Origin of the sequence: Salinimicrobium sediminis (assembly GCF_900215295.1) — a bacterium.
Taxonomy (GTDB): domain Bacteria; phylum Bacteroidota; class Bacteroidia; order Flavobacteriales; family Flavobacteriaceae; genus Salinimicrobium; species Salinimicrobium sediminis.
On record NZ_OCMF01000002.1, the window covers coordinates 324,619 to 349,591 of the forward strand.

Sequence of the window (24,973 nt, forward strand, 5' to 3'; positions counted from 1 at the left end):
CAGGCCCCTAAGTCTCCAAGTCTTAAACCGCCACTTCCATTTCTTTTATCCTCTGCTCTCTCAATTTTTTTAACCTTTTAATTCTGGTGTATTTTTTCTGGGCCAGGTAATAGTAGATTACAAAGAACAGGAAATACATTACCATGGATTTTTGACGCATGATAATTCCCAGATTAGACATTACGAAGGTCATGGCAAAAGAAGTACTAATAAATATCACAAAGCTCATCTTAACAATAGCTGGTGATCTCCTAATAAACTTTATAAAATCTTTTTTTAAAATCTTTATAAATAGCAGCAAGTAAATGAGGTTTTCAAAAGATGTTATAATTCCAAGAAAATTAGGTGCATCGATAAAAAGCGGTCTGAACCAAAAAGTAAATAATTTAAAGGCTATGGGATAAGAAGACATATCTACCCCCGATCCAGATCTACTTAAATCTTCAGCACGCTCCTCGGACTGTTCTTGAAAATCTGCAATGATATTTTCTGAATCCTGCAAATTCATTACCGCCAGAATCTGATCCTGTACCAAAATAAGAGCCCCTCCCAGAGATATAAAGACAAGGGCTTTTTGCCAGAATGGAAGTTTTTCCTTCCCGCTCATATATCCTAAAACAGTTCCTATTGCCACAAACATGAACACATGTGGCCTAATGTAATAAATGATAATACTCCCTAAGATTAATAAGATAATTCGTGATTTAGGTTTAATAATGGCATACGTAAACATCATTAAACCAAGAAAAATGGCTGATCCCTTTCCCAGAGAGGCTGTCCAGAAATGCATGTTAGGTAAGAACAATATTAGCGAAAACAGATCAATATTTCTAAAAACTTTAACCTTAACGGGAATCTTTTCCCTGAAGAACATATAAGCATATACGAAACCCAGGTAGCCAAACCAGGCAAAGGTAACCATTAGCATATCATAGGAAAAACCAATTTGATAGAAAGGATAAGAAAAGAAATTTATAAAATGAGTATCCGTACCAAATAAATCAAACCATCCACCGGTATGGGAACTAATAACCTTAAAATATCGTTTTGAATCTGAAGGGTTATTATAAGCATACCAGCTATAAACTCCATAAAAAATTATGTGATAAAGATATAGGAGATTTAATTTCTTTTTTTCAAAAAAAGAATGTCGGTGAGAGTAGACTCCAAAAATCACCTGATTTAAAAGAAAAAATAAAACGATTAAAAAGAAAACTCCCAACATATTTAAAATAATTCCAGGTCCCCTAAACTATTATTCCAATTATAGACTTTTAAAAAATCTTCTTTTTCTTCCTTTTTTAGATTTAAAACATTTAATGTAAGGATGGGCCCTAAATTTCCTTTTATACCACTTAATTGTATTAAGTTTGGAGAGAAACTAATTAGATGGCAGCTAAACTTTGTCACGACCTTGTCGATAATTTCCTGAAGATTCTTTTTCTTAACTATATTTTCATCATATAAAAAATCAGCTATCCTTAATTCTTTAAGCCATCCTCTATTTTTTACGTAGGCTGCCAAATAAAATCCAATATCAGACACTACTTCATAAGATTGCAGAGGGTTGTCTTCATAACGCCACTTAAGCATATCAGCAGATTTTGGGGTAAATAAACCTGGTTTAGACTCTAATTTTTTATTCCAGGTCTGACATAAGCCCTCCAATTGAAACTGAGAAATTTTCTTCTCCACATTATAAACCTGATCGATCTTTTGCGGCTTTAAAAAGGATAATGAAGGTTTTATTCCCACATAAATATTACCAACTTGTTCCCAACCCATTTTCAAATATCCAGGTCTGCTCTGTTCATTAGGGGTATTAAAAATAAAATTATCATTACTGGATTTAGCCACGTCCACAGCCTTTAGAGTCAGTTTCTTAAAAATACCTTTCCCTTGATGCTCCGGATGGGTGGCGGTATCTACAGCTCGTAGTGCAGAAAATCTTTTTGAACCTTGCTGCCATTGCCACCGCATTAATGCCCGTACTCCTACTATTTTTTCATTTTTAACAGCTACCAAAACAATCGATTTCCCAAGAGGATTATTAGTATGTTTAAACTTCCAAACCTCCTCTGACAGCTTCAATTGATCCTCCCCCAAGCTGGCCTTTAAAACTAGAACGATCTTCGGAATATCGATCTCAGTAGCTTCCCTAATCTCCATTAATAAGTTTTTTATTTAAAATTATTTGGTCTGTGCAAATTTAATTCTCCCTGAAAACGGAAAAGGAGTTTTGGCCCATTCAAATTAATTCGATATCTTTTTATCAAATGATCCAACTCTATTTCACGATCTTGCGTCACAAAATCACTGCTTCACTTCATCATTGATCAAATCAACATAACACTTCTCCAATTCCCTAACCATAATTTCCAGACTAAAAGAGGCAATTACCCGCGTTCGGGATTCATACTGAAATTTTTTTCTTCGCTCCGAATCTATTAAAAGTTTCATACAATTATCTGCAAGTGCCTGAACATCTTTTACTTCACTTAGTAATCCTTCCTTCTCATTTCTAACTACCTCCACTACCCCCCCTGCTTTAGTAGAAACAACAGCGCAACCGCTACTCATTGCCTCAAGCAAAGCTATAGGCAAACCTTCAAACTGGGAACTCATCATGAAGATGTCCATAGCTGAAAAGAAGTCTTTAGTGTTTGTTCTCAACCCGGGAAGGACTATTCGATTTTCCAGATCGTTTTCACGGATAAGGTTTTTTATTTCTTCTTCTTTGGGCCCCGCTCCCACAAGCAAACCATAAACATTCGAAAATTCTTTATTGATAATTTTGAATGCTTTTACCCAGCTAACAAGATCCTTTTGTTCCCTAAATACAGCCAAATTTCCAATTACCACAACCTCCTGGGGAATATTAAATTTTTTCCGAATCATGTTACCTGCCTGATGATCCCGACTGAATTTTTCGGTGTTCACTCCATTCAAGAGGGTTTGTACCGGTATATTTTGCTTTATATTTTGTTTTATTGACCTGCTTACATCTTTTGAAACCCCAATAGCCTTACTTTGCCAGTTAAAGGTCAAAGCATTTAATTTCCTGGTAGCAAAATGATATCGTTCCTGAATATTATGCTCGGTATAAATTAGAGGTATTCCAGTTTTTCTATGGACTAATCTTGATAAGAATCCTGACCATGGTAAATGTGCGTGAATAAGGTCTATTTCAAATTTTTTACAATATGAAGCAACATCTTGATACCTTAACAACATTTTTAAATTACTCTGAGCTTCAAAACAGGTGACTTTTCCTCCGGCTCTTTCAATTTCATCTACCATCTGATTTTTCCAGGGGAGAAAATAAATATAATGAAATTCAAATTTCTTTTGATCGTGCAGCTTAAGAGTTTCAGGTAGTAACATTTCTGCACCACCTCTTCCTAACGATTTTATAATGTGGAGAATCTTTTTCTTGCTCATTCTATAATAAAATGGCAAAGTTACACCATTCGCTCCCGTTAGCAAGAATTTTAAAATATATTAAGAAATACCACAATCAGTTCACTAGAATATAAAAATCACAAGGTTTGTGATATATATTCAATATCTAATCGATCATCTCCCTGTAAAATTCCAAAAAGTTTTTTGTCAATTTTTTATTCATAAATTTCTCTGTAACCATTTTATGGGCCTTCTCTATTTGAGAATAATCAGGCTGCTCTAAATTACGGAGTATAGCAGTAGCAAATTCCTCTTCATTCCCTTTTGCAATTAAACTTCCTGTATCTCTATTAACCACCTCACTTATTCCTCCTACGTCGTAAGCCACAACTGGTGTTTTACAATACATGGCTTCTAGTATAACTCCGGGAAGTCCTTCTATAATACTTGGTAAAACCAAGAGATTACCTGACTTTATAAAAGATAAAGGATTGTTGACAAAACCGTGGAAGTATACCACATCACTAAGTTTTTTTTCTTTTATTAAATTCTTGATTTCCGGTAAAAGTGGTCCATCTCCAATTAAATGTAATTTTACATCCTTTCTATTTTTCAGGACCTTTTGAAAAATGTTTATAAGGCCTTTATGATTTTTTTCAAAACTAAAACCTCCAATATGAATTATATGCTTACTTTCCTCAGATGAGAGTTCTATAAGAGGAATATCTTTCTTCCTTTCAAGTCCAATGGGAACAACAGTGGTTTTACCTTTAAGGTTCGGAAAGTGTTTTAAAAGATCTTTTTCTGAGCAGTTCGAAACAGACACAACTCCCTCTATATTTTGATATAAATACTTGTTTAATTTCAATTGTAATCCTGATCTTAAATATCTTCCCACTTCACTAGCATTCCTGAAAATAATAGGTGTTTTCCATCCAAACACTTTCTTTGAAAAAACAGCATACTTTAAAGTATCGCCGGCATTAGCCTGAACGAAATCCGGTTGGAAATCTGTAATTAAATTATTCAAATTCTTCCATGCTCTAAAATCAAAAAAACGTGAAGCCCCTGAACCTTTCAAGTTCTTAATTTCACCTTTCCAGTCAAGCACAGCTCCCCCTTCAAAAATACTGGCAATCTGCACCTCCATTCCTAATTCTTTTTGATGATTTGCTAATTGACAGGTAAAAATTTCGGCGCCTCGTGGCTGGGGTTTCTGAATAAGATGAAGAACTTTTAAAATTCTATTTGCTTTTTTTTCCAGAAGTTGATGATAGAAATGCTCATAGGAAGTCACCACTTTAGAAAGCTCAAATTTCTCTTTGGCTTTTTTCCTGGCTGCTCGTCCCAAAGATTTATAAGCCTCAGGATTTTTAAGTACTTTCCTCACTAATGCTTGTAACTCACTTATATCCCCTTTTTTGTAAACAAGTGCAGAATGTTTGTCAACACACTCCAGGTTTACAGGAATATCAGAACATATTATTATTTTCTCAGCCATCATGGCTTCTATCAGGGCACCCGGAAGACCTTCCGAATAGGATGGATAAAGGAAAATTTTAGAATGATTAAGTAAAGTATTAATATTTTCAATTCTTCCTAAAAATTCCACATGGTTCTGTAAATTCCAACGTTTCACTCCCTTTTCCAGTTCCCGTCTAAAAGGGCCATGGCCGGCCAGGAGCAATTTTACCTCTGGAAACTCCTTAATAATCCCAGGCAAGACTCTTAGCAGATCCAATTGGCCTTTAAGGGAAATTAAACGACTAACATTCAAAAGAATTAATCTGTCGTAATTATTTAGAAAAGGAGTTGGCCCCTCTAAGCGCTCTGATCTTGAGTTACAAAAAGCAGAACTACTTCTTCCTCTGTAAATCACTTTGATTTTCCACGCGGGAACCCCAAGGGCAGCTCCGGATATATCTTTAATAGTTTTTGAATTAGAAATAAAATAATCTACATGTTTAACCGTCTTTCTATCAATATTATGAAAGTATCTTAATTTTAAATTTTGAAGAGGATCATTTGTTTTATATCGATCAGAGGAATAAGCATTACTTACGAAACTTCCTATGAGACTTATTTTTCGAAAAATCTTTTTTAATTTCCTGGCGATGATCTCTGATCTAAAAAGTGTTGCATGAACAAGATCAGGCTTTTCCTTTAAATAAATAGGAATTAACTTTTCAACAGCTAGTTTAAATGCATATTTCTTATCTATATCAAGTGAATAAACTTTAATACCTGAAGATTCCAAATTTGCTTTTAACATATCCCCCTGGTAAATATGGACAAAGACAGGTGTAATGGTATTGAAATTTTGAGTTATTTCAACCAGGCTTTTTTCCGCTCCATAACCCTCAAGGGTATCAATTAAATATAATACTTTCAACATTTTCATCTCTTTTGACTTAATTTTCGAAGTATTTTCAGATTTTTCATTGAATACACCTGGTTTTATCTGTAATATATAAAATGCAATAATTCGTATTATATTTTGGCTTCCAGATCCCCCAGAGATAAATTGAGCGTTAGCAAAAGGTTATTTTTTTTGTCGTCTTTGACTACAACTACAGGTTTTTTTCTATTTATAATTTTTAAGAAAACTTTGCTTCTCAGATTCTTATAATAAAAATATATTAACCAAACTTTATTTTTCTTTCCCAAGGAGTTTAACATCTGTTCTATGAATTCAGGTTTTCCTATATTTTCATATACAATTAAAACGGGTAAACCCCCAATTTTACTTAATTTATAAATTAAATAATGGCCCGGTAAGGCAAAAGAAGCAATCCTGTAGTCTTCGCCTTTATAACGCCAAGCTAGAAAATCTTCAGTAAGGAGAGTTGATAAAAGAGGGTTAAAGGAGTCAGGCATCAATTTCATTTGAGATGAATTAATATCACTGAATTCCAAACTTTTAAAAAAGGGGTTCACTATACCTATTTGAAAATTAGATATATTTTCAAGTTGCTTCCATCCCATTTTTAAATTTCCCGGCAAACTGTTATTGTTGGGTGTATTAAATATGAAATCATAATGTGAAGGGGTAAATTTCATTAAAAAAGCATTTAATTCTTTAAAATAACCTTTCCCCCTGTAATTTACATCAATAGCCGTATCTACTGGCCTAACAGCTTTTAATTTCAGGTTCTCCCCTGAATTGAAAAACTCCCAATTCATCAACATTCTAATACCTACAATTTGAGACTCATCCTGTAGAAAGACTCCTTTGGACTTCCCAAATGGGTTGTTACAATGCTTCCAAATAAAAAATTCTCTGGTAAAACTTTTATCTAAATTTCTTCTAATCACATTTACCGCATCAGTTATATCTTTTGGATCGGATAAATTTAACTGACGAAAAATTAGACTAGTTTCCATTTCTTAGTTGATTGATTAAAGAATGAAATCCAGACACTTTGACTTTAAACTCACCCAATTCTGTAGTTGAATCAACCCTTATCCTGGAGATTCTTAAGGGATGAATCTTTGAATTATTTAATTTATGATCAAATAAAAAGGCTAAATCAATTTGATTGGCCTCTAAAACCTTTTCTGAGACTTCGTCGAAATTGCCGTTAGGATAAGCAAAAATGTTGTCTCCGGGAATTCCCCATCTATGGAATAATTCTTTACTTTTTTTAAATTCATGTTCTAATTCTTCCAGGGTACATTTATCAAATAAAGGATGCGTATGGGAATGATTACAGCAGCGTATTCCATTTTGCTCAAGTTCATATAGGTCTTCTACAGTTAACTGCCTCCTTTTTCCGGAATATTCTATTTTTTGCAGTTCAGTTATTCGCTCTTGGTTACTTAAACCTTTGAAATAGTTCAGTTTTTTTTTGCCATAAATACTATTAAATATATTCCACCAAAACTCCCTGTTCGTATCTATTAATTCTGTTATAATAAAAAGACAAGCAGGAATTTCATATTTTTTCAGAATAGGTAATCCATGTTTCAAAACTGAAAAATCTCCATCATCAAATGTAATAAGCAAGGGTTTTGGGGGTAATGGCCGTTGATTTTGGATATGATGATTTAGAGTTTTTAAGTCAATTATGTCGAAATGCTTAATTAAAAACTTTATTTGTTTTTCAAACAGTGTAGGATTCTCTATATCATGGTAAGCCAGAACTCTCAATCTACTTGAAGAGAGAAATCCAAAAAGATTACCAGGAATAGATAAGGTATTATAAATAAAACTACGAATATTTCTCATTTTGACTTATTCATTACTGTCTCGTAGAACTCTTCATATTGGTTTACCACCATCGCGATGTCAAATTTTCTATAGGCCTGTCTCCTGGCATTTTCGCCCATATATTTAAACTCCGGACCGTCTGCTAAAACCATTTTCATCTTTTCCTGCAGTTCATTAATATTTCCTTTTTTAAATATAATGGCAGATTCTTCATTAACGCATTCCAAATTCTCTCCAATGTCAGAGCAAATGATAGTTTTACCAGACATCATAGCTTCAATCAAGGCTCCCGGTAGACCTTCTGCATAGGAAGGATATAAGAACAAATCACAAATTTCCAGTAAGTAAGGAATATCCAGCCTCCTACCCAAAAGTTTTACATTCTCCTCTAAAGATAATTTGGATATCTCCCATTTTAACTGATTTTCACAAACACCATGACCTGCAATGAGTAAAATTGAGTTTGGAAAAGTATCTAAAACTTCCGGCATGGCCCTGATTAAATCAAGTTGTGCTTTTCGTGGTATTAATCTACTCACGTTTAATAAAACCTGTTTATTATCCAAGCCTAATTCCTTTTTTATTTTTTGAAGCCGAACAGGATCCAAATTTTCATATTTTCTAATATCCCTGCCCCTTGGGATCACTTTGATCTTCTCCTGTTCAACATCTAAGGCATTCCCCTCCTCTCTTCTAATTGTTTCAGAATTGGAAATATAAAAATCTACTAGTTTTGAAGACTTCTTATCCATTTGATAGGCTATCCATAACTTTAATTTCATCAAAAGGTTTTGATTTTTATAGCGCAAGGGAGTGTAAGAATTATTTACAAAACTTCCTATTAAAGGAATTTCTGGAAATTTCTTCTTCAATCGTCTAGCAACCATATCAGATCTAAAAAGGGTTGAATGAATTAAATCCGGTTTTTCGGCTAAGATTATTTTTGAAATATTTGACTCAGCCAGTTTAAAACCATATTTTTTTTCAATATTCAATGAATATACTTTTACCCCCTTTTTTTCAAGAGCTTCCCTAAGCATATCTCCTTTGTAAATATGGACAAAAACAGGCTTAACCTTTTTTAAATTTATGGCGATCTGGGTTAAGCTCCTTTCTGCCCCAGAGCTATTAATTGTGTCAATAATATAAAGTACTTTCATTAAGCTATTTTGATAAAAAAATATGTAATCGAGATGCAAATTTCAATGGAAAAGTTGAGTACAAATAAAAGGTAAAATAATATTTAAAGGTGTCACTCCATTTTTTCTTAGGGATTTTTTTCAGATATCTTTCAGCAGTAGCTTTATCCAATAAATGCATATTTAACCACATCATTTTATAATAGAATTTTTTCTGAAGATTCTCATCCTTATCGATTCTTTTAAAATGTTTGGGTAGGAATATATTATAAGCCTCAGCTATTTTGAAGAAATTCCCTGAAAGTCTATCCTTATTTCCTTTATAAATTTTTATCAGGTGTTTTTCTGTATAAGTATAGTCGAACTTTTGAGAGATTCTTAAAAAAAATTCTGTGTCTTCTGCAGCTGGAAGGTCTTCATTAAAAAAACCGGCCAGAAGAAAGACTTCCTTTTTAAAGGTAATTCCGGCTCCCGATCCTACCTGGAGATTATGTAAAAAAGTAGTATATGCTTCACCTCTTCTTTTTGGAACCCAGCTAAAACTATAACTCTTATGGGGATAAACATAGGTCACCCCTGTCCACATAAACCCAATCTCAGGACCGGAACTTCTCAAGACATTTTTGCTGACTTCCAGGAAGGTTTCTTCAAATTCGTCATCACTATCCAAAAGAGAAATTAATTCACCCTGACTAGCCTTTATACCGATATTCCTGGCTTTAGAAGCGCCACCATTTTTAGCTAATTCAATTAATTTTATTCTTTTGTCATTAAATGATTTTTTGATTAATTCTACAGAATTATCAGAAGATAAATCATCTACAACAATCAGTTCAAAATTTGTTTCAGTTTGTTTGAGGACACTATTTATTGCTCTGCAAATGGTTTCTTCTCTGTTATAATTCGGGATTATGATACTAAATAAAGGTTTCATACAATTATGTTTTGAACAACAGAAAGACATAAAAAATTTCAATCAGGAAGGATCTAAATGGCTGACTAATAAAACTTTTTGTTCATGATGAAATATTGCGTACTCTTAAAAAAGGTGGCCAATAGCCTTTTGATATTTTTAAAAAAGAAACGGAATTTAAACTGTTTAATTGCAACTAGAAAATTCCAAACCATATTCTTATACAGATACCAAAAATTGTTAAAATTGAGCATTCGATGATCAATTAAGACATTAATAGCGTATGCTCTCGCAAGTAGTTGATGCTTATAGTAAAAATTAATATCTTTTGAACTATGCATTTGATTTTCATGTAACCTTATATAAATGAGCACTTCTTCATCTATAAAATTTTTAGGCTTCTTCGAAAGTTGCGTAATAAGCATCAACCACTCCTGTGAATTTCTGAGATCCTCTTTAAAAGGAAGGGGTCCTAGGAATTCTCTTTTCCACAGACCATCTGCAGTACTAAATCTTATCTTCCCAAAGATAAAATTTTCAAGAGGTTTTATTAAGGGATAAGATTTAGACCAAAATTTATCCCATGTAATAATTCCATCTTTATTTATGTGAGAGAAAAAACGGGATCTGGAAAACACAACATCATAATTCCCCTGGTTTATAATCTCAAGTTGTCTTTCAAGAGCATGAGGAGCCAGTAAATCATCTGAATCCAACCATTTTACATACTTCCCTTTCGCCTTTTCTAAACCATAATTTCTCGCGGCGTTACCTCCCGGCAGTCTGTAATCAGGTCTCTTAAAAAGTTTGATTCTATCGTCTTTCAGAAATGCATTGATCACCTCCACAGAATTATCATTCGAGCCGTCATCTACAATGATCAATTCCCAATCCTGGTATGTCTGTGACCTAATTGAATTTATTGTTGCTGCGATTAAATCCCCTCTATTAAAATTGGGTATTATAATAGTTACTATATGAGAGTTTTTCTCCTCCAATTACCAAGGTTTTTAATTAAAATAATTTTATTTCTTTTTGATCCTTATTTTTTTAAATAAAAATTCTCTGGTGACAGGGGTAGCAAGAAAAAATATGACTAGAAATACCCCAAAGATTAGACTTTTAATCAAAAGATTTAAGATATCGCTATCCAACTTATTCTGGTCAAAAAGGAATAATGGAACTGCAGCGAACAGGCTGGCAATTAAAGGAATAATAAGCGTTTTTAAAAATAGTAAAAATGATTGATTCAGGGCGTAATGTGTAACCATAAAAAACCCCTGAAAAAAATTTAAAACAAAGGCGATTACCAAGCCTAAGCCCACTGCCTCAATATTGCCACCTATAAAAACACCATACATTATACCAGATACCATTAAGATAGCACTTAAAAGACCTGAAAGGAACAGGAGATCTGTACGATCAACAGCTTGAAATATTGAACCAGAACTGGAAAGACACACCTGGAAGCCAACGGTGAAAGCAAGAATTTGAAAAACAGGAATACTCGGACCCCATTGGTTACCATATATAATTAAAATAAGCTCTGGGGCAGCAAAATAAAGGAAGATGGACAAAGGAAATCCCAACATTGCCAATACCTTAATTAATTTTAAATAGGTATTAAAAATGAATAACTTATTGTGTTGATAATTGGATAAAACGGGATGCAATACAGGTGTAATTACGTTAGTTAGGTTACCCACCGGAAGCATCATTAGTCCATAGGATTTATTATAATAGCCAAGATTAGCATTACCTAAATATTTTCCAATTAAGAGATTGTCTAAATTCCTCGAAAAGTAATTTATGAAGTTGAACCCAAATTGATAGGTAGAAAAAGATGCTATCTCTCGCAGGGGTTTCTTACGGATGTTCAAAACAGGAATTACAGGCACCATTCCAAAAAATATAATAAAAATTAGAAAGCCATCTATTATACTTTTATATACTAACGCATAATAACTAAAATTATAATAGGCCATTACGATTGCTGCTAACCCGCTGAGAAGGTGAACGGATGTCTTTATTATACCAATTTGCTTGAATTCTAATTTTTTTAAAAGCAAGGCACTTGGTACTATCCTAAAAATATTAAATAGTATTGACAATGCTAAAATTCTAACAATTGGTATCAGTTCAGGCTCTTCATAAAAACCAGCTATAAGCCCTGCACTAAAAAAAAAAGCTGTGGCCAGGCCCACTCCCATTACAAGAGAAAATGAAAATATGGATTGAATATCGCCAGGAGTCAAATGCTTGCGTTGGACAATGGCGGGGCCAAGTCCGAAATTGCCTAACAAATTAAAGAAAGTTACAAAAACAGTTACCAGGGCAACTATACCAAATTCTTCAGGAGTAAGTAAGCGAGCCAAAACGGCACCAACCACTAAAGATATGATGACCCCTGAATATTTGGCAATAGCCGTATAAAAGATTCCTTTGAGCATTGGTTGATTACAAAATTACTGTTGGATGCCAAAAAATATTCTTACAAATTCATAAAGATGCTTTCCACCTTTCTATTAAAGGCATCAATTGAAAAGAATTCCTTAAAAATTAGATGTGCAGCGGACACTCTTTCATTTATGGCACTTTCATCGTATTGCGCAATATTATAAATCGAAAGAGCCATAGCTTCAGGAACATTTCTGGTGTAAAAAATTTGATCTTCCGAAAAGAATTCTTTAGGAGCTAGAGATTCTCCGGTGAGAACAGGTGCTTTCATAGCAATTCCATCAATAATTTTATTCACAATCACGTTTTTTGCCTTTTCACTATCACCAAAATTACCAAGAACTAGGTCACAATTTTTTAAAAGAAAACCTTCTAACTTTCCATTAGAGAAAGTTTTATCGTTATGAATACTCACAACATTTGACAGATTAAGATCTTGGATCAATTTTAAATAAGGTCTCGCTTTTTCTCTATTCGTACCCAAGAGATGGAAATGGAAGTTGAGCTTATAATTTTCTTTCAAAATTTGAGCAGCAGATATTATTTTTTCCAGTCCATGAAGGGGTATATAGGTGCCCCACCAGCAAATATTGAATGTTCTTTGGTTTTTATTGGAATAGTAATTTAACTCACAATCTTGCCATTCTTCGGTGCATATTGGTAGGATAAAGTGCTCTTCTGAACTATAATTTAAGTCCAATAGTTGTAAGTAATATTTGGCTTCAGTAGAGTTAAGAAAGAATGTGAAATCAGCATTTTTAATAATTTTCCTGTCGTTGTGCCACAATTTAGAGGCTGCAGATGAGTCCATGTTCACTATTTCACCCTTCGGTAAGGGCTTTTTGTCGAGAACGTGAGTGTCATAAAATGATACATAAAAATCGGTTACTATTTTCTTTTTTAACCAAACTGCTATTCTAAATTCAAATTGAAAGTTATTACACATGGCTGGCATAATCACCACATCAGCAAGTACTATATTAATTAAGCTACTAAGCTTAGAGAATAATGAAAACAAAAAACCGGGTAATCTATTCCTGTTTTTAAGGGAGTTGTAATAAAGTGGTTGTTGTTTATTTAACAAAAGTTGAATTAGGTTCTCCGTTCGGTGACCTCCCATTACTTTTCCAATAAAATAGTAATTTTTAGCTGTAGTTTTCATCATTTAAACTTCAGGAACAAATCTCATTACTTCATTCTCTCGATATGGTAATTTACCCACCAATAACTTACCTTTTGCACCCCACTTTTGCCACCAGAATTTAGAAAAATCATAAATTGATTGAGGATTGCCACTACCCAAATTTTGAATACTGATATGAAAAGTATCTCCGGTTTCTTTTATACGGTCACAAGCTATTATTAACTTTCCTGCTACTTCCTCTACACTGACAAAATCGCGAATTTGTTCTCCTTTTGTCATTGGAAAATCCAGGCCACTTAAGGCTGCCTTTTTAAGAGATGGCCATAGCCGTGTTTCTAATTCACCGGTACCATACACCTGGAATATTCGTTGGATAGAAATAGAAACATTTTTATCCCTTGCAAATTCTTTAAAAGCTAATGTTGCCATAGCTTTTGAAGTAGAATAGGTATTGGTAGGTTCTAAAGGAGCATCTGTGGGAATATAATCATATCGTTCTCCTGCTGTTCCATACTCAAAACATGTTCCTGCCACTACAAAACTTTTAATTCCGGCATCCTTAGCTTTCTTAAATAGAGCTAAAGGTTGTAGAACGTTATATCTAATACAATTCTCTAGGGTATCATAAGGAAAGTTGGCAGAATGAGCTGCTAAATGAACCAGAACCTCGCAATTTTTAAAATCCTCTTCCTCTACGTCTTCCATACTTTTATCTATCCATTCTGGTTGAGATTTTAGTTGAATTTTGGTTTTTGAATCAGGGGCTCTCTTAAGAGCCCTGATTATATGTCCTTGCTGCATAGCTTGACACAGAAAATGCGACCCAACAAACCCAGTACCACCTGTTAAAAAAATTTTCATTTTAGAACGGGTTTATAAAATTATTCAATGAAGGATGTTGCGTATCTCTTGGGGATAAGGTCGGGTTCGAAATAGGCCAATCGTAGTTAATTGTGTTCCACAAAATCCCTTTATCATTCTTTGGACTGTATACTGTAGAAACCTTATAAAAAAGAACAGAATTATCTTCTAAACTTAAAAAAGCGTGACCACATCCTTTGGGTATGTATACCATTTTATTATTTTCATCTGTTAAAATTGTTGAGAAACATTTCAAATAAGTAGATGAGGATTTCCTCAAATCAATTATTACATCAAGAACTTTTCCATTCAGGCAAGTGACAAGTTTAAAATGTTCATTAGGTGGAATTTGAAAATGAATTCCTCTTAGGACATTTTTATTAGAACAAGAGAAATATTCCTCCTCCCAATTTGTTTCTAACCCTTGGTCTCTGAATTGATCCAGGTGGAAGGTTTTTAAAAACCAGCCTCTGTTGTCCTTTAACATCTTTGGTTGAATTTCAAAGCATCCGGAGATATTCGTTTCTAAAACTTCCATTTTCAAAAATTCAGTCCAAAAAATTCTTCCAGCTTCTCTGCCACATAATCAAGATGTTCATGCCCAAGCGCGGGAAATATACCAATCCAAAAGGTTCTAAGCATAGTTATATCTGTATTGGTCAAATCACCAACAACACGATACTCGAGATTTTTAAAATAGGGCTGCTTGGTCAAATTGCCTGCAAATAAAAGCCTGGAGCCAATTTTATTGTCTTCTAAGAACCTTAAAAGGTCAACACGATCTACCCCGGCATTCTCTGTCAATGTTATAGGAAATCCAAACCAGGATGGGTTGGAATTAGGGGTGGCCACAGGTAATTTCAGGTAATCTGTTAGTGACTGCAACCGGGCATGTAAATATTCGAAATTTTCTCTTCTCTTTTGAATAAAGTATTCAACCTTATCCAACTGTGCTAACCCACAAGCTGCCTGCATATCTGTGATCTTCAGATTATAACCCAAATGGGAGTAAATATATTTATGGTCGTAGCCAAATGGTAAATCTCCCTGTTTTTGTTCAAAACGACAACCGCAAGTATTGTCACAACCCGGTGCGCAATAACAGTCCCTACCCCAATCTCTAAAAGATTCGGCAATGGTTTTTAATTCAGAGTTATTAGTAAAGACCGCACCACCTTCTCCCATTGTAATATGGTGAGCAGGATAAAAACTTAAGGTACCAATATCGCCAAATGTTCCTACTAATTTATTGTTATAGGTGGCTCCAAGTGCATCACAGGTATCTTCAATTAGCCATAAGTTGTGCTTTTTGCATATCTCTAGGACTTTTTCAAGATTAAAAGGGTTACCCAAGGTATGGGCAAGCATTATTGCTTTAGTCTTTGGGCTTATAGCAGCCTCAATTAGATCTGCATTAATGTTATGAGTTTCCAGGTCTACATCTACCAGCACTGGTACTGCTCCGAACTGGACTATTGGATTTACAGTTGTAGGAAAACCGGCTGCCACTCCAATTACTTCATCTCCTTTTTTAATAGCGCGTTCTCCTAATTTAGGAGAGGTCAAAGTACTAAAAGCTATAAGATTGGCAGAAGAGCCGGAGTTCACAGATATACAATGTTTTACTCCAAGAAAATCAGCCAGTTTTTTTTCAAAAGCCTCATTAAATCTCCCGGCGGTAAGCCAGCCATCGAGGGAGGCATCTACCATATTCATGATTTCATGTTTATCTAAAACCTTTCCGGAAGGAGGAATAACTGTCTCCTGCGGCACAAATTCTTTTTTACTATAATTCAAGTCGGCATATTCCGCCACCAACTTTTTAATATCAGTTCTAATTTTTTCTAAACTTCTAACAGCTTCCATTCTTAATAATTATTATATTCATCAATTTCTTTTAAACACACAGTATTCATATTGTTATCCTGCACCCAGTTTTTATGCCACTCAATTATTTTTTCCAAGGTATGATCAACGGTCCATTGAGGCTCCCAGCGCAATATTGCCTTTGCCTTAGAACAATCCAGTTTTAGCAATCGGGCCTCGTGAGGGTTTTCTTTATTATCTTTCTTCCAGCTGGCACCATTTCCCCATAAATGCACCATTTGATTTATGATATAGCCTACCGGTTTACAATCATAATCATTTGGGCCTAAATTCCACGCCTGATCATAGCCATTTTCAGAATACAAAGATTCAGCTAACATAAGATAACCTGCGAGTGGTTCGAGAACATGCTGCCATGGTCGTATTGCCAGGGGATTTCTTATAACAACAGGCTGGTTGTGTTGGAAAGCTTTTAAAATGTCAGGAATAAGGCGATCCTGGGCCCAATCTCCACCTCCTATTACGTTCCCGGCCCGGGCGGTGGCAAGATTCGCTGTACCTTCCTCTTTAAAAAAAGAACTCCTGTAAGCCGAACTTACCAACTCTGCACAACCCTTGCTATTGCTATATGGATCATGCCCTCCCATAGGCTCATTTTCACGATAACCCCACAACCATTCCTTATTTTCATAACACTTATCTGTAGTGACAGATACAATGGCTTTAAGATTTGTACATGTTCTTGCAGCTTCAAGCACGTTTACAGTGCCCATAACGTTTGTGGCATAGGTTTCGACAGGATTACTATAAGACAAGCGTACAAGCGGCTGTGCAGCCATATGTATAAGGATATCCGGATTAAATGTCGTCATGCTTTTTTTGATCGCATCCAGGTTCCTAATATCCCCAATTTCACTTTCCATTCCTGACTGGATATTTGCAACATTAAATAGTGCAGGAGTGGTAGGAGGTTCTAATGAAAAACCTTTAACAGAACTCCCCATTGACTGCAGCCAAAGACTTAACCAGCTTCCTTTGAATCCTGTGTGCCCTGTGACAAATACTTTTTTGTCTTTCCAGAACCCCGTGTCAACTTTTCTTACTGTTTTTATTTCCATACTTTCCACGGTGCTTTTCCACTTTGCCATAACTCTTCAAGTTTGTTCTTATCACGCAGTGTATCCATGGGCTGCCAAAAGCCTTCGTGATTAAATGACATCAATTCGTTATCATTAGCTAATGACATTAGGGGCTCCTGCTCCCATATTGTCGAATCATCTTTAATCCTTTCCAGCACCTTAGGGGAAAGAACAAAAAACCCACCATTTATCTTTCCACCATCTCCTTTCGGTTTTTCTTTAAAACTCCGCACTTCATGATCTATAATATCCAGTGCACCAAACCTTCCTTCAGGATAAGTTGCAGTAAGAGTCGCTTCTTTTCCACTTTTATGATGAAAATCTATGAGTTCCTTAATATTTACATCAGCTACACCGTCTCCATAAGTAAAACAAAAACTTTTTTCATTTCTTATATAATCCCCTACTCTTTTTAATCTTCCTCCTGTCATGGTATTGTCCCCTGTATTTACCAGAGTGACTTTCCAGGCTTCTGCTCTTTTATGATGAACTATCATCTCATTTTTTGCCATGTCAAAGGTGACATCGGACTGATGTAAAAAATAATTGGCAAAATATTCTTTTATTACATAGCCTTTGTAGCCACAACAGATGATGAACTCATTGATGCCATAATGCGAATAGATTTTCATAATATGCCATAAAATGGGCATCCCTCCTATTTCTACCATTGGCTTCGGTTTTGTGGTTGTTTCCTCACTCAACCTGGTACCCAGACCACCTGCGAGAATAATAACTTTCATATTTTGATTTTTAGTTTGAAATTACAAATGCATCGGAAAAGAAATTTTCTTCAGGTAAACCTCTTTTAACTAATTTAAACTCTGCTTCTTTGATCATTTTTTCAGATCCGCATGCATAAACAGCACTTTTTGATAGATCTAAATCCTGTTTTAATAGAATATCCTGAACATATCCATTGTTTACCATGGCCGACTTATCTCGGGATAAAACAGGAAAAAATTTTACAGGTATATCTGTTTCTTTTGGATCCCAGAAGAAATCTTGATTATATCTATTTCCCCAGAACAGGTAGATATTGTATTTCAAATTAGAAGTTTGTTTCAAATTTTCCATAATAGATTTCACCGGCGCAATCCCGGTACCGGTTGCCAAGAAAATAAGATTATTTACATTCTGATTTCTTCTAAAAAAAGTTCCTTTAGGCCCTTCTATTCTTAATAAATCATTCTTTTTTGCCTTATTAAACCAATACTGGGACATTTCACCCCCAATATAATTTTTTATAAAAAATTCCAGAGAATGATCATCGGCATTCGTATTTGCAATTGAATAACTTCTCTTAATACTTCCTTTTATAATATTAACATATTGACCATTTAGAAATTTAAATGACTGGGTTGGAGGAATTCTTAATACGACTTTTATGATTTCCTCTCCTATTATTTGAATATCTTGAATTTTTGCTGGAATAACCCTAGAACTAGGGATATTATATTCGCTCAAATCTTCGGTGTCTAAAACCATATCTGTTAAAGGGGAACGAACACAAGATAATATATATCCATTCTCAATTTCCTCAGAGGTTAAACCTAACTCTTTAGAAGTCGAAAATGATTGGCCAGATTGAACCTTTACTTTACAACTTGAGCATCTACCTATCAAACAACTATGTTCCAATATTACTCCAGACTTCTTTGCACCTTCTACAAGATTATCCTCACTCGAGCAATTGAAAATTCTATTATTTCTAAGAGAAATTTTAAACATATTGATTTTTTAACTTTAACTTATGTAGTAGTTTTTGTACCACTCTACAAATTTATTTACCCCCTCTTTTAATTTAATTTTAGGTCGATAATTAAAAGTGCTTTGAAGGTCGCTTACGTCGGCCCAGGTTCGTTCAACATCTCCCGGTTGCATGGGCATCATGATTTTTTCAGCTTTTCTTCCTAACTGATCTTCAATTTCTTCGATAAAACGGAGTAAATTTATTGGTTTACTATTTCCAATATTATATAAACTATAACCGTTTCCTTTATTTTCATTCACGATTCTGAGAATTCCTTGTACAATATCATCTATATAAGTAAAATCTCTTTCTTGATTTCCTTTATTAAAAACTTTTATAGGTTTCCCTTTAATTATAGCGTCAGTAAAAAGAAACATAGCCATATCTGGTCTACCCCAAGGGCCGTAGACAGTAAAAAATCTTAGACCGGTAGTTCTGAGGTTATATAAATGACTATACGTAAATGCCATTAATTCATTACTTTTTTTTGTCGCTGCATAGAGGCTAATTGGGTGATCTACATTATCCTCAATAGAAAAGGGGACTTTTTTATTTTGACCATACACGCTGGAACTACTGGCATAAATTAAATGGTCGATCTTGAAATTCCTGCAACATTCTAAAATATTTGCAAACCCTACAAGGTTACTGTCAATATAAGCCTCAGGATTCTCTAAACTATATCGAACGCCTGCTTGAGCAGCAAGATTAATTACCTTGTCGAATTTATAGTTTTTAAAAAACTCCGGAAGAGCTTTTCTGTCTTCTAAATTGAGACGAACAAATTGAAAATAAGGATAAATCTTACTACCAGTGATATTTCCATAAATCTCCGCATCTTGTCTTTCTATTCCCAATTCCAGTAATCTGTCATATTTTAATTCAACACTGTAGTAGTCATTGATATTGTCTAATCCAATTACCTCATACCCGTTTTCGGCCAGATTTTTAGAAACATGATATCCAATAAAGCCGGCTGCTCCGGTTACTAAAACCTTATTTCTATCCATATTATTTAAATCTATAATTCTTTAAAGATCTTAAGGGCCATGTTAAAAGATCTACTGTTATTTTCTGAAAGGTATTCAGTTGTGTTTGCCAGGAACTATTTAACCTAATATTTTTATCAAAATTCGTCCTTCTTTTATCACCCCAAAGGATATGATTCGTTATTTTGCTTTCATCAACAGCTATGTCATGATCATTATTAAAAGCTATTAGTTTATTTGGCAACTCATTAGGTAAAAAATCGTAGGTTAGCTCAAGATTTCTATCTCTTACTTTGATCTGCTCAAGAATAAAATTTCTATAGGTCCATTCTAAACTATCGTAAATCATCATCATATTATACCTCCTAGCAATGAATGGTTTTGGATGGCTTTTCTCTTTCACCCTTCTTTTTCTATTTTTCATACGGGAAAGAATAACACCTTTAGGGTTTCTTTTGATATGAATAGTGTAAAACTGGTCCTTAAAAATTTCGGAATATTCCTTCAAGCGATCCAATTGTTTGGAAGTATCCAGAATAATCTCTGCTCCCGTAATTGCCTGGAGCCTAAAAACAATATCCTTCAAATTTTTAAGTTCTCCGGAAGAAATTGATTTTTTAATTTGTCCCCAAACAGGACAATCAGGATAGGGTTTTCCACAACTACAAACCACTATTTGATCTGAAGTCGATTTCAAGATCTGAATAGCCTTGTCTATTTCACCGGCGTAGAATACATTTTTGGTAAAATGTGTGTAATAACTTCCCATGAAAGTAGTACCACTTCTATCGTAACCTATTATGGATATAAATTTCATTGCTTATACAATCATTCCCGCGGCTACGGTTTCATTAGAGTTTTCATCAATTATTATTATACTGCCGGTAATACGATTATCCCTGTACGAATCCAGCATTAACCTTCTGGTGGTTCGGATCTTCACTCTGGCAATGTCATTCATCTCTAAATTGGAATCTTCACTATCTCTTTCAAACGTGTTAATATTCATCTTATAAATCACCTCCTTGATAATTGCACGTTCTTCATTGGAAGTATGCACGATAGTATATTTAGCGCGCGGGTTCATAGCATCGTTGTTTAACCAGCACAGCATTACATCGAACTCCTGCTCCTGCTCAGGTTGGTTATTCTTCTTAACGATCATGTCACCCCTGCTTACATCAATGTCATCCTCAAGAGTTATTGCGACAGACATGGGGGCATATGCCTCTTCCACTTCCTTCTCCCCGGCATTGATCGATCTGATCTTTGAAGTAAATCCAGATGGTAGGACTGCTACTTCATCTCCAGTTCGATAAATACCACTTGCAATCCTTCCGGCATACCCCCTGTAATCCCTATACCTATCACTCTGCGGTCGTAATACGGTCTGTACAGGAAAACGTGCATCGATCTTATTGATATCACTGCTGATATGCAGATTTTCAAGAGTACTTAGAAGCGTTCCGTTTTGGTACCAAGCCATGTTCTCTGATTTGTTTACCACATTATCCCCTTTTAATGCACTAATAGGTATAAATCTTACATCCTTCATCAATAGCTTGGAAGAAAACTCTTCGAACTGTATTATTATATTATTATATACTTCTTCTGAAAAATCAACCAGGTCCATTTTGTTGACACAAACGATTAGGTGAGGAATATTCAATAAAGATGCAATAAAAGAATGCCGTTTTGTTTGCTCAATTACCCCATGACGAGCATCAATTAAGATCACTGCAGCATTAGCCGTGGAAGCTCCCGTAACCATATTTCGTGTATATTGGATATGCCCGGGGGTATCTGCAATAATGAATTTACGTTTAGGAGTGGTGAAGTAACGATATGCTACATCTATAGTTATCCCCTGCTCTCTTTCATCTTTCAAACCATCGGTAAAGAGGGCTAGATCGACCCCATCATGGCCTTTTTTTGCACTGGTAGCACTTACCGACTCCAACTGGTCCTCAAAAATGGATTTAGAGTCGTATAAAAGTCGACCTATCAAGGTTGACTTGCCGTCATCTACTGATCCGGCAGTTGTGAAGCGTAGTAGTTGGTTGTTATTAATTTCCATAGATTCTAATTCTAAAAATATCCTTGTTTTTTTCGATCTTCCATTGCAGTTTCAGAACGCTTATCATCAGAACGATCACCCCTTTCGGTTTTCCGCATGGCTGAAACTTCCTGAACGATCTTTTCCAGGGTGTCAGCATCTGACTCTATTCCCCCCGTGATAGTAATATCTCCTAAAGTTCTGAAACGAATCTTTTTCTTCTCTATATTCTCTCCTTCTTCCAGCCTCAAATATTCTGAAACGGGGATCCAGGAATTACTTCTGAATACCACTTTCCTTTCATGGGCAAAATACAAAGATGGAATTTTGATGTTTTCTCTTTTGATATAATTCCAGACGTCCATTTCTGTCCAGTTACTAATTGGGAAGGCCCTGAAATGCTCCCCTTCGAAATGTTTTCCATTCAGGAGATTCCAAAGTTCCGGTCTTTGGTTCTTAGGATCCCACTGGCCGAAGTCATCCCTATGGGAGAAGAACCTTTCTTTTGCACGGGCTTTCTCTTCATCTCTTCGGCCTCCCCCGATCGCACAATCAATTTTATTTTCTTCAATAGCATCTAGGAGGGTTGTGATTTGTAATGCGTTACGGGTTGCGTTCTTTCCTTTTTCCTCTGCTACACGACCACTATTAATGGATTCCTGAACCGAACCTACGATCAATTTTACACCCAATTCCTTTATCAGATCATCCCTGAATTTTATCGTTTCGGGAAAATTATGACCAGTATCCACATGCATGAGCGCAAAAGGTATTTTCGATGGAAAAAATGCTTTTTTAGCTAAATGGGTAACGAGAATCGAATCCTTACCCCCGGAAAATAGAATGACAGGATTTTCAAATTGAGCCCACACTTCCCGAAGAATATAAATGGCCTCAGATTCTAACTCATCCAGGTAGTTCAAATAATATTTACTCATTGTATTTCAATTTTTCCTTTAAAACTTTAATTACCCTCTCTACTGACTCCTCCACGGTTTCCTCCTCTGCCCTTATTTCTACAGCAGGATCTTCTGGAGCTTCATATGGAGAACTGATACCCGTAAAATTTTTGATTTCTCCGGCTCTCGCTTTCTTGTATAGACCCTTAACATCTCTTTCTTCACATATCTTCAGAGGGGTATTTACAAAGATCTCTACGAAATTATCCTGCCCAATAACCTTCTTAGCCTCTTCCCGGTCCTTTCTCAATGGGGAAATAAAAGCGGTAATAGTTACCATTCCGGCATCCATAAAAAGTTTGGCCACTTCGGCTATTCTCCTGTTATTTTCCTTCCTATCCTCAAGAGAGAAAGTCAAATCTCTATTCAGGCCACTGCGCACATTATCACCATCCAAAGAATACGTCCTGATACCGTTCTTAAATAATTCTTTCTCTAAGTGATTAGCAATGGTAGATTTTCCCGATCCCGAAAGACCGGTAAACCAGATCACGAAGGAATTATGATCATTCTGCCGGTTACGCTCCTGCCGGGAAATATGATAGTCGTGTTGTGTTATGTTGGAGGACATTTTTTCGTTAATTCGGTAATTCGTTAATTTGAGAATCCTTAATTCGTATTTTCAAAATTGATTAATTTCTTTATGCACAGCTATTGTTGTTCCGTGAACTTCCTAGTATTTTGCTACCTATTCTATCGATCTCATTTGTTCTTACTACTACGATTTAATACCCTCGTCTCCAAATCACAGGTTCCCTCGTCTAAGTGCCATCACGTCCCATAGCCTTCTGTAACTTCTGCTACTTCTTTATCTTTTTCTCTGCGATTGGGAAGTCCAAAGTCGATTTTATACCATGTACGTTCATGGAGATAGTACAAGATCATCTTAGTCACCACCTCTGCAAATCCGATTTGTAAGCCGGTAACAGGATTCCCCGTGATAATCCATGCCAGAAGCATAGTATCTAATGTGCCTACAACCCTCCAGGAGACAGTTTTTGCAAGATGTCTTTTTTTGCTGTCATCACCATTCTTTTTAAGACCTAATTTGACTTTGAACCACATTCTTTCATGCAAATAGTAAAAAACCATTTTGGTGATCACTTCTGCAAAGCCAATTTTTAAACCGATAAAAGCATCTCCCGATATGAACCAAGAAAGTAAAATAGTGTCAATGGTACCAACTATACGCCAGGTGACCGCTTTGGCAATATGTCTTTTATGGGAACTATCCTTCATGTGAAATAAAGAAATGACCGTTTAAAAGATCTTCCCGGTTATAAGTCATGGATTTTCCGGTCTCCCGGGAAATACAATTCAATCCAACTGCCTCACAAATTGCCTGCCCCGCAACGGTATCCCATTCCATGGTGGGTGCAAACCGGGGGTATACCTGGGCTTGTCCTTCTGCGACCAAACAGAATTTTAAAGAACTTCCTTTTGAGACTACTTCAATCTTTTTTCCAAACTTCTTTTTCAACTCCTCAATGTATTCTAAAGTATCATTGTTCATATGGGATCGGCTTCCCACTACTCTTATGCAATCTTTATGACCGGAAGGTAAAATTTCCTCAGCTTTGTTCAAAATATCATCGATATTAAGATCATCCGGGGCAATAGAAACCTTAAAAGCTTTATTTTCTGAAACATCTGCAAAATACAGACTGTTAAGAGCAGGTGCGAAGATTACTCCCAATCGTGGTTTTCCTCGGGAAACAAAGGCAATGTTTACCGTAAATTCTCCATTTCTTTTGATAAATTCCTTAGTTCCATCCAGCGGGTCTACGATCCAACACTCTTCCCATTGTTTTCTAACACTATAGTCAATTTGCTTATTCTCCTCACTGATCAGGGGAATATTGGTGGGAAAAAGAAATTCGTTAATAACTTCATTCGCTTTTTTATCTGCAAGAGTCAGAGGGGAATTATCTTCTTTGGTCTCTATCCAGAAATTCTCACTGTCGTAGATTTCCATGATCACTTTTCCTGCAGCCGCCGCCGCTTCAATCGCAATCTTTAAATTTTTATTCAAACTTGTCCAATAATTATGAGGCTGCAAATATACTCGGCCAATCTCACATAGCCTCAGAAAAAGGTCTTAAAGAACTGTGAAAAAGAAATTTT

The 24,973-nt window shown here is 35.3% G+C and carries 24 protein-coding genes; all 24 read right to left on the bottom strand.

The features are described from left to right. Nucleotides 1–22 precede the first annotated feature (22 nt). Nucleotides 23–928, bottom strand: coding sequence for a hypothetical protein (locus tag CRO16_RS09260; protein WP_245858968.1), 906 nt, complete (start codon nucleotides 926–928; stop codon nucleotides 23–25). Between the two features lie 299 nt (nucleotides 929–1,227). Further along, nucleotides 1,228–2,169, bottom strand: coding sequence for a GNAT family N-acetyltransferase (locus CRO16_RS09265; protein WP_097056102.1), 942 nt, complete (start codon nucleotides 2,167–2,169; stop codon nucleotides 1,228–1,230). A 144-nt stretch (nucleotides 2,170–2,313) separates the two neighbouring features. Beyond that, on the bottom strand, nucleotides 2,314–3,441 hold the full coding sequence (locus tag CRO16_RS09270; protein WP_097056103.1) for a glycosyltransferase: 1,128 nt from the start codon (nucleotides 3,439–3,441) through the stop codon (nucleotides 2,314–2,316). Nucleotides 3,442–3,568: 127 nt separating this feature from the next. Continuing rightward, nucleotides 3,569–5,797: a glycosyltransferase gene (locus tag CRO16_RS09275; RefSeq protein ID WP_179670519.1), complete on the bottom strand. Its 2,229-nt coding sequence runs from the start codon at nucleotides 5,795–5,797 to the stop codon at nucleotides 3,569–3,571. Nucleotides 5,798–5,892: 95 nt separating this feature from the next. After that, the gene (locus CRO16_RS09280) at nucleotides 5,893–6,786 is read right to left on the bottom strand and encodes a hypothetical protein (RefSeq protein ID WP_097056105.1); all 894 of its coding nucleotides are present in this window, start codon (nucleotides 6,784–6,786) and stop codon (nucleotides 5,893–5,895) included. After that, complete coding sequence (locus tag CRO16_RS09285) at nucleotides 6,776–7,630, bottom strand: polysaccharide deacetylase family protein (RefSeq protein ID WP_097056106.1); 855 nt, start codon at nucleotides 7,628–7,630, stop codon at nucleotides 6,776–6,778. The genes CRO16_RS09280 and CRO16_RS09285 overlap by 11 nt, the downstream gene beginning before the upstream one ends. Further along, nucleotides 7,627–8,772, bottom strand: coding sequence for a glycosyltransferase (locus tag CRO16_RS09290; protein WP_097056107.1), 1,146 nt, complete (start codon nucleotides 8,770–8,772; stop codon nucleotides 7,627–7,629). The genes CRO16_RS09285 and CRO16_RS09290 overlap by 4 nt, the downstream gene beginning before the upstream one ends. Nucleotides 8,773–8,776: 4 nt before the next feature. Then, nucleotides 8,777–9,685, bottom strand: coding sequence for a glycosyltransferase family 2 protein (locus CRO16_RS09295; protein ID WP_179670520.1), 909 nt, complete (start codon nucleotides 9,683–9,685; stop codon nucleotides 8,777–8,779). 65 nt (nucleotides 9,686–9,750) lie between these two features. After that, complete coding sequence (locus CRO16_RS09300) at nucleotides 9,751–10,662, bottom strand: glycosyltransferase family 2 protein (RefSeq protein ID WP_097056109.1); 912 nt, start codon at nucleotides 10,660–10,662, stop codon at nucleotides 9,751–9,753. A gap of 27 nt (nucleotides 10,663–10,689) precedes the next feature. Further along, on the bottom strand, nucleotides 10,690–12,114 hold the full coding sequence (locus CRO16_RS09305; RefSeq protein WP_097056110.1) for a lipopolysaccharide biosynthesis protein: 1,425 nt from the start codon (nucleotides 12,112–12,114) through the stop codon (nucleotides 10,690–10,692). Between the two features lie 41 nt (nucleotides 12,115–12,155). Further along, a complete protein-coding gene (locus CRO16_RS09310; RefSeq protein ID WP_143544490.1) occupies nucleotides 12,156–13,283 on the bottom strand; it encodes a glycosyltransferase family protein in 1,128 nt (375 codons plus the stop codon). 3 nt (nucleotides 13,284–13,286) lie between these two features. Beyond that, nucleotides 13,287–14,126, bottom strand: a complete 840-nt coding sequence (locus tag CRO16_RS09315; RefSeq protein WP_097056112.1) for an NAD-dependent epimerase/dehydratase family protein — start codon at nucleotides 14,124–14,126, stop codon at nucleotides 13,287–13,289. Between the two features lies 1 nt (nucleotide 14,127). Continuing rightward, nucleotides 14,128–14,664: a dTDP-4-dehydrorhamnose 3,5-epimerase family protein gene (locus tag CRO16_RS09320; protein ID WP_097056113.1), complete on the bottom strand. Its 537-nt coding sequence runs from the start codon at nucleotides 14,662–14,664 to the stop codon at nucleotides 14,128–14,130. A 2-nt stretch (nucleotides 14,665–14,666) separates the two neighbouring features. Next, nucleotides 14,667–15,992: a lipopolysaccharide biosynthesis protein RfbH gene (rfbH, locus tag CRO16_RS09325; RefSeq protein WP_097056114.1), complete on the bottom strand. Its 1,326-nt coding sequence runs from the start codon at nucleotides 15,990–15,992 to the stop codon at nucleotides 14,667–14,669. A 2-nt stretch (nucleotides 15,993–15,994) separates the two neighbouring features. Beyond that, a complete protein-coding gene (gene rfbG / locus CRO16_RS09330) occupies nucleotides 15,995–17,101 on the bottom strand; it encodes a CDP-glucose 4,6-dehydratase (protein ID WP_097056115.1) in 1,107 nt (368 codons plus the stop codon). After that, nucleotides 17,062–17,835, bottom strand: coding sequence for a glucose-1-phosphate cytidylyltransferase (gene rfbF / locus CRO16_RS09335; RefSeq protein ID WP_097056116.1), 774 nt, complete (start codon nucleotides 17,833–17,835; stop codon nucleotides 17,062–17,064). Before rfbF ends, rfbG begins: the two co-directional genes overlap by 40 nt. A gap of 10 nt (nucleotides 17,836–17,845) precedes the next feature. Further along, nucleotides 17,846–18,823 (bottom strand): FAD-binding oxidoreductase, encoded by a 978-nt coding sequence (locus tag CRO16_RS09340; protein ID WP_097056117.1) that lies wholly within the window; start codon nucleotides 18,821–18,823, stop codon nucleotides 17,846–17,848. Between the two features lie 15 nt (nucleotides 18,824–18,838). Further along, on the bottom strand, nucleotides 18,839–19,855 hold the full coding sequence (locus tag CRO16_RS09345) for an NAD-dependent epimerase (protein ID WP_097056118.1): 1,017 nt from the start codon (nucleotides 19,853–19,855) through the stop codon (nucleotides 18,839–18,841). A 1-nt stretch (nucleotide 19,856) separates the two neighbouring features. Next, entirely contained in the window at nucleotides 19,857–20,651 is a 795-nt protein-coding gene (locus tag CRO16_RS09350) for a hypothetical protein (protein WP_143544492.1), read from the bottom strand. 3 nt (nucleotides 20,652–20,654) lie between these two features. Further along, nucleotides 20,655–21,911 carry a sulfate adenylyltransferase subunit 1 gene (locus CRO16_RS09355; RefSeq protein WP_097056120.1) on the bottom strand — a complete coding sequence of 419 codons (1,257 nt, stop codon included), beginning with the start codon at nucleotides 21,909–21,911 and terminating at the stop codon, nucleotides 20,655–20,657. Nucleotides 21,912–21,922: 11 nt separating this feature from the next. Beyond that, nucleotides 21,923–22,828 carry a sulfate adenylyltransferase subunit CysD gene (gene cysD / locus CRO16_RS09360; RefSeq protein WP_097056121.1) on the bottom strand — a complete coding sequence of 302 codons (906 nt, stop codon included), beginning with the start codon at nucleotides 22,826–22,828 and terminating at the stop codon, nucleotides 21,923–21,925. Continuing rightward, a complete protein-coding gene (gene cysC, locus CRO16_RS09365; RefSeq protein WP_097056122.1) occupies nucleotides 22,821–23,420 on the bottom strand; it encodes an adenylyl-sulfate kinase in 600 nt (199 codons plus the stop codon). Before cysC ends, cysD begins: the two co-directional genes overlap by 8 nt. A 200-nt stretch (nucleotides 23,421–23,620) precedes the next feature. Beyond that, nucleotides 23,621–24,088, bottom strand: a complete 468-nt coding sequence (locus tag CRO16_RS09370; RefSeq protein ID WP_097056123.1) for a DUF2061 domain-containing protein — start codon at nucleotides 24,086–24,088, stop codon at nucleotides 23,621–23,623. Then, entirely contained in the window at nucleotides 24,078–24,881 is an 804-nt protein-coding gene (gene cysQ / locus CRO16_RS09375) for a 3'(2'),5'-bisphosphate nucleotidase CysQ (protein WP_097056124.1), read from the bottom strand. Before cysQ ends, CRO16_RS09370 begins: the two co-directional genes overlap by 11 nt. Nucleotides 24,882–24,973 lie beyond the last annotated feature (92 nt).